The sequence below is a fragment of the Flavobacterium sp. YJ01 genome (genome assembly GCF_029320955.1).
Classification (GTDB): domain Bacteria; phylum Bacteroidota; class Bacteroidia; order Flavobacteriales; family Flavobacteriaceae; genus Flavobacterium.
Window position 1 is genome coordinate 2389216 of the sequence record NZ_CP119757.1, and the last position, 13080, is coordinate 2402295.

At 32.3% G+C, this 13080-nt stretch carries 13 protein-coding genes; 10 read left to right on the forward strand and 3 right to left on the reverse strand.

Going from position 1 to position 13080, the window contains the following annotated elements; translation table 11 throughout:
- Nucleotides 1-33: 33 nt before the first annotated feature.
- Nucleotides 34-1011: a pyruvate dehydrogenase complex E1 component subunit beta gene (locus P0R33_RS10425; protein WP_276175375.1), complete on the reverse strand. Its 978-nt coding sequence runs from the start codon at nt 1009-1011 to the stop codon at nt 34-36.
- Between the two features lie 501 nt (nt 1012-1512).
- Between P0R33_RS10425 and P0R33_RS10430 the strand changes: the two genes are divergently transcribed.
- The 4 genes from P0R33_RS10430 (at nt 1513) to P0R33_RS10445 (ending at nt 5124) form a co-directional block, all read left to right on the forward strand.
- Nucleotides 1513-2259, forward strand: a complete 747-nt coding sequence (locus tag P0R33_RS10430; protein ID WP_276175377.1) for an electron transfer flavoprotein subunit beta/FixA family protein — start codon at nt 1513-1515, stop codon at nt 2257-2259.
- Nucleotides 2260-2397: 138 nt separating this feature from the next.
- Nucleotides 2398-3366, forward strand: coding sequence for an electron transfer flavoprotein subunit alpha/FixB family protein (locus P0R33_RS10435; RefSeq protein WP_276175379.1), 969 nt, complete (start codon nt 2398-2400; stop codon nt 3364-3366).
- A gap of 164 nt (nt 3367-3530) precedes the next feature.
- Nucleotides 3531-4154 carry a bifunctional nuclease family protein gene (locus tag P0R33_RS10440; RefSeq protein WP_229354537.1) on the forward strand — a complete coding sequence of 208 codons (624 nt, stop codon included), beginning with the start codon at nt 3531-3533 and terminating at the stop codon, nt 4152-4154.
- 118 nt (nt 4155-4272) lie between these two features.
- Nucleotides 4273-5124, forward strand: a complete 852-nt coding sequence (locus tag P0R33_RS10445) for a thymidylate synthase (protein WP_276175381.1) — start codon at nt 4273-4275, stop codon at nt 5122-5124.
- A gap of 31 nt (nt 5125-5155) precedes the next feature.
- On the opposite strand, the gene P0R33_RS10450 is transcribed toward P0R33_RS10445, so the two are convergent.
- Nucleotides 5156-5452: an isoamylase early set domain-containing protein gene (locus P0R33_RS10450; protein WP_229354535.1), complete on the reverse strand. Its 297-nt coding sequence runs from the start codon at nt 5450-5452 to the stop codon at nt 5156-5158.
- 239 nt (nt 5453-5691) lie between these two features.
- Between P0R33_RS10450 and P0R33_RS10455 the strand changes: the two genes are divergently transcribed.
- From P0R33_RS10455 to P0R33_RS10470, 4 genes are all read left to right on the forward strand, one after another.
- On the forward strand, nt 5692-6036 hold the full coding sequence (locus P0R33_RS10455) for a 2TM domain-containing protein (RefSeq protein WP_276175383.1): 345 nt from the start codon (nt 5692-5694) through the stop codon (nt 6034-6036).
- A 12-nt stretch (nt 6037-6048) separates the two neighbouring features.
- Nucleotides 6049-6531: a dihydrofolate reductase gene (locus P0R33_RS10460; RefSeq protein ID WP_276175385.1), complete on the forward strand. Its 483-nt coding sequence runs from the start codon at nt 6049-6051 to the stop codon at nt 6529-6531.
- Nucleotides 6532-7094: 563 nt separating this feature from the next.
- Complete coding sequence (ubiE, locus tag P0R33_RS10465) at nt 7095-7826, forward strand: bifunctional demethylmenaquinone methyltransferase/2-methoxy-6-polyprenyl-1,4-benzoquinol methylase UbiE (protein ID WP_276175387.1); 732 nt, start codon at nt 7095-7097, stop codon at nt 7824-7826.
- A 1-nt stretch (nt 7827) separates the two neighbouring features.
- The gene (locus tag P0R33_RS10470; RefSeq protein ID WP_276175388.1) at nt 7828-8538 is read left to right on the forward strand and encodes a porin family protein; all 711 of its coding nucleotides are present in this window, start codon (nt 7828-7830) and stop codon (nt 8536-8538) included.
- 9 nt (nt 8539-8547) lie between these two features.
- On the opposite strand, the gene P0R33_RS10475 is transcribed toward P0R33_RS10470, so the two are convergent.
- On the reverse strand, nt 8548-9276 hold the full coding sequence (locus P0R33_RS10475) for an RNA methyltransferase (protein ID WP_276175389.1): 729 nt from the start codon (nt 9274-9276) through the stop codon (nt 8548-8550).
- A gap of 37 nt (nt 9277-9313) precedes the next feature.
- On the opposite strand from P0R33_RS10475, the gene P0R33_RS10480 reads away from it, so the two are divergent.
- Together P0R33_RS10480 and fbaA are read left to right on the forward strand one after the other, a co-directional pair.
- Nucleotides 9314-11887, forward strand: a complete 2574-nt coding sequence (locus P0R33_RS10480) for a BamA/TamA family outer membrane protein (RefSeq protein WP_276175390.1) — start codon at nt 9314-9316, stop codon at nt 11885-11887.
- Between the two features lie 60 nt (nt 11888-11947).
- Nucleotides 11948-13015: a class II fructose-bisphosphate aldolase gene (fbaA, locus tag P0R33_RS10485; RefSeq protein ID WP_229354528.1), complete on the forward strand. Its 1068-nt coding sequence runs from the start codon at nt 11948-11950 to the stop codon at nt 13013-13015.
- Nucleotides 13016-13080 lie beyond the last annotated feature (65 nt).

Here is a 13080-nt window from a genome sequence, read left to right on the forward strand (position 1 = left end):
ATGATGAAGTTTTGTGAGTATTTTAAATATGTATTATTTGTATAATACTTTCTTTACTGCTTTTACTACATCACCAGCATTTGGCAACCAGTCTTTTAGCAATACTGGCGAGTAAGGCGCTGGAGTATCTGCAGTTGTAATACGTTGAATTGGTGCATCAAGAAAATCGAATGCTTGTTCTTGAACAATATATGTAATCTCAGAAGAAACACTTGCAAATGGCCAAGCTTCTTCAAGAATTACTAAACGGTTTGTTTTTTTAACAGATTTAAGAATTGCATCTTTATCCATAGGACGAACCGTTCTTAAATCGATAATTTCACAAGAAATTCCTTCTTTAGCTAATTCATCAGCAGCAATAAAAGCTTCCTTGATGATTTTTCCAAAAGAAACGATTGTTACATCTGTACCTTCACGTTTAATATCAGCAACTCCTAATGGAATAGTATATTCTCCGTCTGGCACTTCACCTTTATCACCATACATTTGCTCAGATTCCATGAAAATTACAGGATCGTTATCGCGAATTGCAGATTTTAAAAGTCCTTTTGCATCGTAAGGAGTTGAAGGAACTACAACTTTAAGACCTGGAGTATTAGCAAACCAGTTTTCTAAAGCTTGAGAGTGAGTAGCTCCTAATTGACCAGCAGAAGCTGTTGGTCCGCGGAAAACGATAGGCACATTAAATTGTCCACCAGTCATTTGACGCATTTTAGCAGCATTATTTATAATTTGATCAATACCAACTAAACAGAAGTTGAAAGTCATATATTCTACAATCGGTCGGTTTCCATTCATTGCAGAACCTACTGCAATTCCTGTAAAACCAAGCTCAGCAATTGGAGTATCGATTACTCTTTTTTCTCCAAACTCAGCAAGCATTCCTTTTGAAGCTTTGTATGCTCCATTATATTCTGCAACCTCTTCGCCCATTAAATATATGGATTCATCGTGACGCATTTCTTCGCTCATCGCTTCACAAATGGCCTCTCTAAATTGTATTGTTCTCATATTTTATTTTGTATGTTGAATTTTCTGAAGAGCAAAAATAAATATTTTAAATAACTTAAAAGCAAAAATTGAATTTAAAATCGCACTAACTTCTCACCATCTTTAGCATTTAACTTTTTAAACTTAATTGTAATAGTAACGAAAACGATATAATAGCGTATAATTCACACTTCTTCTGCCCTAATCATTTTTTTTACAAACTTTAATTTATTTGTTTAATTCTTGTTTCTTCTAAATTCATTCACTAAAACGTAAAAAACCAAAATTTAGTATTAATCAGACAAAAAATAAATATGCAGCATGCCTTCAAAAATTGCAAAATTCCTAACAATCAGCCAAAATGAATGATTTTTTACTTTTAGATTCCGATTAAATTCATCCAAAATAACGTAATTCACGAAATCGTAATAGTTTTAAAAAATATTATGCGTGCATAGTATAATTATTCCAAATAATATTCTAAATTTGTAAAAGCATATTATAAATTCAAAATATATACTTATGAAAATACTAGTTTGCATCAGCCATGTGCCTGATACTACTTCAAAAATTAACTTTACAAACGGCGATTCAGAATTTGATACAGCCGGCGTACAATATGTAATTAATCCTAACGACGAATTCGGTCTTACGCGTGCAATCTGGTTCCAAGAACAACAAGGTGCAAATGTAACGGTTGTAAACGTTGGTGGTCCAGATACAGAACCAACATTGCGTAAAGCTTTGGCAATTGGTGCTAATGAAGCTATTCGTGTAAACGCAAATCCAACTGACGGATTTTTTGTTGCAAAACAATTAGCAGAAGTAATTAAAAACGGTGGTTACGATCTTGTAATTGCAGGAAAAGAATCTTTAGATTATAATGGCGGAATGGTTCCTGGAATGATTGCAGGAATTTTAGGATCAAACTTTTTAAACTCTTGCACATCTCTAACTGTTGACGGAACTAACGTAAAAGCAGTTCGTGAAATTGATGGAGGAAAAGAAACTGTAAGCACTACTCTACCATTAATTATTGGAGCTCAAAAAGGTCTTGTTGAAGAAAAAGATTTACGTATTCCGAATATGAGAGGAATTATGACTGCAAGAACTAAAGCTTTAACTATTCTTGAGCCAGTTGACGCTCCTGCAAATACAAAAGCAGTGAAATTTGAAAAACCAGCTCCAAAATCAGCAGTAAAATTAGTTTCTCCTGATAATTTAGATGAGTTAATCAATTTATTACACAACGAGGCTAAAGTGATTTAAGATTGTAGATTTTAGATTGCAGATCGCAATACTAAATCTAAAATCAACATTTGATTCACTTCAAAATCTAAAATCAATAATCTTTTTAGATTTCAATTTTAAAAATCTGAAATCTAAAATCTAAAATCTAAAATTATTATGTCAATATTAATATATGCAGAATCTGCAGAAGGAAAATTTAAAAAAGTAGCTTTCGAATTAGCTTCTTACGCAAAAAAAGTAGCCGAAAGTTTAGGAACAACTGTTACAGCTTTAACTGTAAACATTAGTGACGTAAGCGAATTGGGCAAATACGGAGTTGATAAAGTTCTAAAAGTAAACAACGACAAATTAGCTGGTTTTACTGCCAAAGCTTACGCCGACGTAATTAAACAAGCTGCTCAAAAAGAAGGAACTAAATTAGTTTTACTTTCCTCAACAACAGACAGCATTTATCTTTCATCATTAGTAGCCGTTTCTTTAGAAGCTGGTTTCGCTTCAAATGTTGTAGGATTACCTGTTAGCACTTCTCCTTTCCAAGTAAAAAGAAATGCTTTCTCAAACAAAGCTTTTAATATTACACAAATTGATACCGATGTAAAAGTTCTTGGTCTAGCTAAAAACTCTTACGGAATTTTCGAAAGTGCAGGATCTGCAACTGAAGAAGATTTTAACCCAACAATCGGAGATAACGATTTTGGTGTAAAAGTAGAATCTGTAGAAAAAGTTTCTGGAAAAGTTTCTATCGCCGATGCTGATATTGTAGTTTCTGGCGGACGTGGATTAAAAGGTCCAGAAAATTGGGGGTTAATTGAAGATCTTGCTGCTGTTTTAGGCGCTGCAACTGCATGTTCTAAACCAGTTTCAGATTTAGGATGGAGACCTCATAGCGAGCACGTTGGACAAACAGGAAAACCAGTTGCAACTAACTTATATATTGCAGTTGGAATCTCTGGAGCTATCCAGCACATTGCGGGTATTAACTCATCTAAAGTAAAAGTTGTAATCAATAATGATCCTGAAGCTCCATTCTTTAAAGTTGCTGATTATGGCGTTGTTGGCGATGCTTTTGAAATTATACCGCAATTAACAGAGAAATTAAAAGCTTTTAAAGCTCAGCATTCTTAATTCAAGAATTCTCTTCAAAATATTTGCTGCCTAAAAACAAGATATTGTATCTTTGTTTATAGGCAGCTTTTTTGTTCCATATTTTTTGACTAAAATTGCAGCTTTATTTTTCAAACACAAAAAGCATTAAAATGCGGTGCTAAGTGCCCGTTTTACAAACATATATGAGTCTAGTAAAATTATCTATAAAAGGAATTTCATACAGTCAAACTCAAAATGGCGCTTATGCCTTAATTTTGAATGAAGTTGATGGTGAAAGAAAATTACCTATTGTAATTGGCGCTTTCGAAGCCCAGTCAATCGCTATTGCTTTAGAAAAAGAGATAAAACCACCTCGTCCATTAACACACGATTTATTCAAAAATTTTGCTGAAAGATTTGACATAGTAGTAAAACAAGTTATTATTCATAAACTTGTTGATGGTGTTTTTTATTCTAGTTTAATTTGCGAAAGAGATAAAATCGAAGAAATTATTGATGCGAGAACTTCTGATGCCATTGCGTTAGCATTGCGATTTAATGCTCCGATTTTCACCTATAAAAACATCTTGGATAAAGCCGGAATTTATTTAAAATCGAATACTGCCGAAACAGATTCTGGAGCTCAAGAAATTGACGATGTTCTTTCTAACCCTGAAACTTTCGGGCGTGAAGAAGAAAGCAACCAATCTGGTGACGTATATTCTAAACACAGTTTACAAGAATTAAATGACCTTCTTGACCAAGCAGTTTCTCAAGAAGATTACGAAAAAGCAGCAAAAATTAGAGACGAAATCTCGAAACGTTAGGCATTACGCTACAAGCTTTAGGCAATAAGCGTAAAGCATGAAGCAAAAAAGAAATTAATGATCAAACGTAAGCGTTAGGCAAAAGCTTAAAGCCTACAGCATAAAGCTTAAAGCAATTATGAAACAATACTTAGATTTAGTAAAACACGTTTTAGAAAACGGCAATCAAAAAGGAGATCGTACAGGGACTGGAACAAAAAGCGTTTTCGGATATCAAATGCGTTTTGATTTAAGTGAAGGTTTCCCAATGGTTACGACCAAAAAATTACATTTAAAATCGATTATTTACGAATTGCTTTGGTTTTTAAAAGGCGATACGAATATCAAATATCTTCAGGAAAACGGAGTTAAAATCTGGGATGAATGGGCAGATTCTAACGGTGATTTAGGTCCTGTTTATGGACATCAATGGAGAAATTGGAATAGTGAAGAAATAGATCAGATTTCTGAATTAATTACCGAATTAAAGACAAATCCTAACAGCCGAAGAATGTTGGTTTCTGCTTGGAATCCTTCGGTTTTACCAGATACTAAAAAGTCTTTTGAGGAAAATGTTGCAAACAATAAAGCAGCATTACCTCCATGTCATGCATTTTTTCAGTTTTATGTTGCCGCTCCAGATTTAGAAAAAGGCGAAACTAAAGGGAAACTTTCTTGTCAATTATACCAAAGAAGTGCTGATATCTTTTTAGGCGTTCCTTTTAATATTGCTTCTTATGCATTATTGACGATGATGATTGCTCAGGTTTGCGATTTAGAAGCAGGAGATTTTATCCACACTTTTGGTGATGCACATATTTACAATAATCATTTTGAACAATTGAAATTGCAATTAACACGCGAACCAAAACCATTACCAAAAATGATTTTAAATCCAGAGATTAAAAACATTTTCGATTTTGATTTCAATGATTTTACCTTAGTTGACTATGATCCACATCCTGCTATTAAAGGAAGTGTTGCTGTATAAAATAAAAAATCCGCTTACTAAGCGGATTTTTTTATACAACTAATACACTGTTTTCGCTACCAGCGTAATCATTCCATTTGTAAAAATCTGCTTCAGGATCATTTACATAGATGCCGTCAATTACGTACTTAAATTCATAAATCGCATCTTTAACCAAATCATAAGTAGCTTTAAAAGTACCATTTTTCAGCTTACTTAAAGTTCCTTCCTCAACATTCCAATTATTAAAATCTCCAACGACCGCTGCCGAATCAGCATCTTTGGCATCTATAGAAAATGTAACTTTACATACGGGTTTCGTTTTTACGAATTGCTTCTTTAAAGACATAACTATTTAGTTTTTAGATTTATATAACTAAAATTAATCAAAATCGACGAAACCTTCACCACTACACTATTCGATTTATCATAATATTAAAAAGAGCAACTTATTTTAGCTTTATCTGTAATTTAAAGTGCTTAAAATTTTGTATTTCAAATTCACTGCGTTTTTAAAGACAAATATTCTGTAGTCAAAATATTGACTTTCAAAAATAAATTTTAACTTTATAATCTCATTTTTATCTTATGGAAAAAGAAGTGCACGAACAATACGAATACGCTAGACGACGATTAAGACAAAAAAAAGTTTTATATCTTCATTTTGTTCTTTTCCTACTTGGAAGTTTATTTTTATTTATTGCCAATAGATTTTTTGGTTTTGGAGAAGGAACAACCCAAAATTGGTGTATTTGGGGTATAACAATCTGGCTTTTTATTTTTATCCTGCATTTTATTAAAGTATATATCACTGATCGCTTTATGAATAAAAAATGGGAAAGAGAACAAATTGACAGATTAGTTGCTTTACAGCAAAAAAGAATTAGTCAGCTTGAATCTTCAATTGACCAAGAAAATCAGAATAAAATTTAGTAAACACCTACCATGATTATAATGATAGCGGCAGCTGCCGAAAATAATGCGCTTGGAAAAAATAATGAATTAGTATGGCACTTGCCAAATGATTTCAAAAGATTCAAATCTCTTACTACTGGTCATTATATTATTATGGGTAGAAAAACTTTTGAAAGTTTCCCAAAACCATTGCCTAATCGCACGCATGTTGTAATAACACGTCAGGAAAACTATAAACCAGAAGGCTGTATTGTTGTTGATAGTATTGAAAAAGCAATCGCAATATGTCCTGAAAATGAAGATAATTATATTATAGGCGGAGGTGAAATTTACAATTTAGCGCTTCCTTTTACAGATATAATTGAACTTACAAAAGTTCATCATACTTTTGAAGCAGATGCTTTCTTTCCTAAATTGAATAAAAACGAATGGATTTTGGTAGAATCTGAAGAAAACTTTAAAGATGAAAAACATCTTTTCGATTATACTTACGAAACATATATTAGAAAATAAAAAACATCCTCTTTTCAGAGGATGTTTTTAAAATGATCGATTTTTCTAACCGGACTCGTTCAAGAATTAGCTTTGTTAAAAATCACAAATGTTTAAAACATTTGATAAACTGAATAACATTTAATGTTAATTTGAGACCTAAATCTCAAAAAGCCTTTAATAACAAATACCACTAAGATATTAAAGGCAGAAAATTAAAATTTCCAAAAACAAATTTAATCCTAAGAACGTATTTTGCGCTTCAAAATTAGTATATCCCCCCAAAGAATAATACTATTCAAAACTTTTTCAAGAACAGATAAAATACCAGCACAAAAAAGTATTTATCTGATTTAAGTCATTGTTGGTTTATCAATCATTTAAAACTTAATCATTTTTACTTCAGCAAAGTTGTTCAAAATAGGAACAATGCACAATACCAACTTTTAGTGATTTTAGCAAAATACCTAGATTTAGGGATGCTTTTAAAAGCTTAAAACAAATCCTTTTAAAACATTTAATTACTAAGCAAAAAACTCAATTACAGTTTAACTAGATTGTTTATATTTGCCTAAATAAAAAAAATGTCTGAAAAAATAACTCCGTATAAAGACTCTTCTTTAGGTAAAAAAGAGCAAGTAACCCAAATGTTCGACACCATTTCTGGGAACTACGATAATTTAAATCGTGTCATCTCGTTTGGAATTGATGTAAAGTGGCGTAAAAAAGTATTAAAAATAGTCTCAGACAAAAAACCAAAAATCGTTTTAGACATTGCAACTGGAACAGGTGATTTAGCTATTTTATTGACACAAACTAAAGCTGAAAAAATTATCGGTCTTGATATTTCTGCTGGAATGCTGGAAGTTGGAAAAAAGAAAGTTGAAGAAAAAAATCTCTCTAATATAATTGAATTAGTTTTAGGCGATTCTGAAAATATGCCTTTTGAAGACAATTATTTTGATGCTATCACTGTTGGTTTTGGAGTTAGAAACTTTGAACATCTTGAAAAAGGTTTTGCCGAAATTTTAAGAGTTCTAAAACCTGGAGGTGTTTTTGTAATCTTAGAAACTTCTGTGCCAGACAAATTTCCGTACAAACAAGGTTACAATTTTTACAGCAAAAATATATTGCCTTTAATTGGAAAATTATTTTCTAAGGATAATGACGCTTATGGTTATTTATCTGAATCTGCTGCTGCTTTTCCATATGGAGAAGCCTTAAACAATATTTTGAGAAAAACTGGGTTTATAGATGTTGTGGCAATGCCTCAAACTTTTGGTGTCGCAACAATTTATTCTGCATCTAAAAAATAGTATGAAAAAAGCTGTAATCTTATTTTTATTAGTCTTAACTACAAAAGGATATTCGCAATTTGCTAAAAATCTATTTAGCAAAGACCCTATTATTAATCTTGAAAACTGGCAAAAGCAGCGTGTCTACTTTGGCTATTATTTAGGCTTTAACAGTTTTGACTTTAAATTTGATTACAAAACCCCAGTTCCCGATGATATTCAGGTAAAAAAAACTACGGGGTTTAATGTTGGTGTTGTAGCCGATTTGAGATTGCAGGAATATATTAATCTTCGTTTTGAACCTGGATTATATTATACAAAACGTGATTTATACTTTCCTGGTGTAGGAACATCAGAGAATGATTATTTAAGAGAGGTAAATAGTACATATATTCATTTTCCATTATTATTAAAATTCTCGGCTTTGCGCACAGGAAACGTTAGACCTTATTTAGTGGGCGGTATGTCTACAACTTTAAATTTATCTAGTAATTCCAAATCTCAGGACGATAATTACCAGCAGAAATTTAGAGTAAAACAATGGACAGCTGCTTATGAAGTTGGTTTTGGAATTGACATTTTTACCGAATATTTCATCTTTTCTCCTTCAGTAAGAGGAATGTTCGGCATAACAGACGAATTAATTCGAGACAACACCTCGCCTAGCGCTTACACAGACAATATCGATTCAATGAAATCTAGAGCGATTTTAATAAATTTCACTTTTCATTAAAACAAAATCTTAACTATTTCGTTTAAATTCACTAAGAATAATTGCTGTTGCGGTAGCTACATTTAAACTTTCGGTTTTTTGCAGGTCTCCAAATCTAGGAATTGTTAGACGAGAAGTTACTAATTTTTCAATTTCAGATGATATCCCATTGGCTTCATTACCCATTATAATGATTCCGTCATGAGGTAAATTAGATTGATAAATATTTTCTCCGTCCATAAAAGTTCCAAAAACAGGCAGTTTGGTTTGCGTTAGGAAAACATTCAAATCAAGATAGTTAACATTTACTCTAGAAATAGATCCCATTGTAGCTTGTACCACTTTTGGATTGTAAATATCTACTGTTTCTTTTGAACAAATTACCTGTTTAATGCCAAACCAATCGCACAGACGTAAAATAGTTCCAAGATTTCCAGGATCTCGAATATCGTCTAAAGCTAAAATCAGACCTGAATCGATAATTTTCTTTTCGGCTGGAATTTTAAAAACTGCTAAACAAGAATTTGGAGTTGACAAAGCACTTATTTTCTTAAGTTCTTGCTCATTAATTATAGTTCGTTTTGAAGACTGAACGGCTTCAAAATCATTTAACGTCGTGTATAAATGTTCTAATTCAAAATTGGATTGCAGCAATTCTTGAATTACTTTTACTCCTTCGGCAAAAAATAATTGATTAACAAAACGCTGCTTTTTTTGATGTAAGCCTGAGATAAGCTTTATTTGGTTTTTACTAACCATAAAATAATGTACTTTTGAATTAAATATTTAACAACACTTGAAAAATAATTCCACAAAAATAATAGCATTTATTCTAATTGCAATATTAATTTGCGCTTGTAATGCCGTAAAAAGAGTTCCCGATGGAAAAAACCTTCTTGTAAAAAACAATATTTTGGTAAATGGAAAGTCGACAAATGATGAAACGGCTTCTAATCAAATGTATCAAAAACCTAACGGAAAACTATTAGGTTATAAACTTCGTTTGAATTTATACAATTTAGCCAATTTAAATCCAGATTCGACTTATCAGGCAAAATTCAAAAACAATCCTGGAAAATATGAGCGTATGTCTAAAATATTTTCAGCAAAACAGGTTGATCGTCTTGGGCAATCTTTTTATTATAAAGGAATTCATGAGTTTTTAAAAAGCACTGGTGAACCACCGGTAATTGTTGATACAGCAAAAACTAAAAAGTCATTATTACGTTTAAAATATTATTATTTCAATAATGGTTATTTTAACGTTATAACAGATTATACCATTGATACTGTAGGTCGTAAAAGAGCTGCAATAAATTATAACATTACAACAGGACCTGCGTATAAATTAGACACTATTAGAACAAGCATTAAAACTCCGGCGTTAGATTCTTTGTATACAACTAATCCAGAGCCTTCTTTATTAAAATCTGGAAATCAATACAAAACAACGGATTTTGAAGATGAAAAAAATCGTATCACAACTTATTTTAGAAATCACGGAGCTTATTATTTTCAGCCAACTTATGTAACTTTCGACATTGATACTATTGGAAAAAAAGCAAAAGCAGATGTAACTCTAAAAATTAGCGACAATACTATTCAAGGAAGAGATTCTAGCCGTACAGAACCTTTTAAACTGTATACCATTAGCGATGTAAATATCTACACAGATTATTCGGCTGCAAATGCAAAGAAGAAACCAACGGATAGTACAACTTACAATAATTTCAATCTTTACAGTTATAATAAACTGAAATACAAACCGCGCGCTATTACAGACGCTATTTTCATCACAAAAGGAAGCACTTTTGCTGACTTTAGAACGACATTATCTTCAAGATATTTAAACAATTTAAGGGTTTTTAATTATCCTTCTATTCAGTATGAAGTTGACAAAAGAGATTCTACTGCACAATCTCTTATTGCAAATGTTTATTTAACGCCAAGAAAAAAATACAGTTTTGGAGCTACTCTTGATTTAACACATTCCAATATTCAAGATTTTGGTATTGGTGCCAGTGTTTCAGAAACTATTCGAAACGTATTTAATCGTGCAGAAACTTTGGAGATTTCAGCTCGTTTAAATGTCGGTTCTTCTAGAGATATGGCGAATCCTAACGATAATTTCTTTAATGTTTCAGAATATGGTTTGGATTTGAAACTGAATTTTCCAAGAATTTTGCTCCCTTTTGGAACAGAGAAAATCATTCCTAAAAGTATGATTCCTTATACTTCTATAACATCTGGTTTTTCTAAACAGCGAAATATTGGTTTGGACAAAGAAAATTTCACAGGAGGTATTTCATACAACTGGACACCAAAACGTCATAATACGGCAAAACTGGAATTATTAAACGCGCAATTTGTACGTAACTTAAATCCAGATAATTATTTTAGAGTTTACACTTCGTCTTATGATGATTTGAATAATATTGGTAAAGATTACAATCAAACACCTGGAAACTGGGGAGAAACAGAAGAAGAAAGAGCTAAAAAAAACCTAGTTATACCAACAGGAACCGCAGGATTTACCAACGATGTTTTAACAAATACCACGGCTTTACAACCCGGCGACGCACAATATAAAGAAGTAGAAAGCATTGAAGAAAGAAGAGTTCGTTTGACCGAAAATGACTTTATCTTAGCGACTAGTTATACTTTTACAAAAACAACTAAAAAAGATCTTGCCGACAATAACTTTTATCAATTTAGAACAAAAATTGAATCTGCGGGAACCTTATTGACACTTGTTTCTGAAATTGGAAATCTTCAAAAAAACACGAGAGGAAATTACGAGATTTTCAACTTAGAATATTCCGAATATATTAAAACTGAGTTTGATTATATTAAACACTGGGATTTTGGAAAAGAAAAAGTTTTGGCAGTTAGAAGTTTCTTCGGGATTGCAATTCCTTTTGGAAATTCAAATTACATTCCGTTTTCTCGAAGTTATTATGGCGGAGGTTCAAATGACAACAGAGCGTGGCAACCTTATGCATTAGGACCTGGAAGCACAAATGCGGTAAATGATTTTAATGAAGCCAATATGAAAATTGCGGCGAGTATAGAATATCGTTTCAAAATTTTTGGAGATGTTAAAGGAGCACTCTTTGCAGATGCCGGAAATATCTGGAATGTGCTCGATAATGTGGTAGATCCAAAAGCGAAATTTGACAACTTAAACGATTTAGAAGAAATTGCTCTGGGTACAGGATTCGGTTTAAGATACGATTTAAGCTTTTTTGTGATTCGATTAGATTTAGGCTTCAAGACCTATAATCCGGCGCATGACAAGGGGGACAGATGGTTTAAAGAATACAATTTTGGCCATTCGGTTTTAAATTTTGGGATAAATTATCCATTCTAATGCTAATTAATTCTTATTTTTGCAACCTAAAAACTAAAAACAACTATAAAAAAAATTACAATGGCACACAACATTAAACCAGGAGTAGCTACAGGAGATCAAGTACAAGAGATCTTTAATTATGCTAAAGAGAAAGGTTTTGCCCTTCCAGCAGTAAACGTTACTGGATCAAGCACAATTAATGGAGTTCTTGAAACTGCAGCAAAACTAAACGCGCCAGTTATCATTCAATTTTCTAACGGAGGAGCACAATTCAACGCTGGAAAAGGATTATCAAATGCAGGTGAAAAAGCAGCAATCGCGGGAGGAATCGCAGGAGCAAAACATATTCACACTTTGGCAGAAGCTTACGGAGCAACTGTAATTCTTCATACTGACCACTGTGCAAAAAAACTTTTACCTTGGATTGATGGTTTATTAGATGCTTCTGAAAAACACTTCGCAGAAACAGGAAAACCATTATTCAGTTCTCACATGATCGATTTGTCTGAGGAGCCAATCGAAGAAAACATCGAGATCTGTAAAGAATATTTAGCTAGAATGAGCAAAATGGGCATGACATTGGAAATCGAACTTGGTATTACAGGTGGTGAAGAAGATGGTGTTGACAACTCTGATGTTGATAGCTCAAAATTATACACACAACCAGAAGAAGTAGCTTATGCTTACGAAGAATTATCTAAAGTAAGCCCTAAATTTACAATTGCTGCTGCTTTCGGAAACGTTCACGGTGTTTACAAACCAGGAAACGTAAAATTAACTCCAAAAATCTTAAAAAATTCTCAAGATTTCGTACAAAACAAATTCAACACAGGACACAATCCAGTTGATTTCGTTTTCCACGGAGGTTCAGGTTCTACACTTGAAGAAATCAGAGAAGGAATTAGCTACGGAGTTATCAAAATGAACATCGATACAGATTTACAATTTGCATACACTGAAGGAATCCGTGATTATATGGTTAAAAACCTTGACTATTTAAAATCTCAAATTGGTAACCCAGAAGGTGCTGATGTTCCTAACAAAAAATATTATGACCCAAGAAGATGGGTTCGTGAAAGCGAAGTAACATTCAACGCAAGACTTGAACAAGCTTTTGCAGATTTAAATAACGTAAATACACTTTAAATTTTAGATTTTTGAATTTAGATTTCAGATTTCTAATGAAGCCTGAAATTTAAATTTTGAATTCA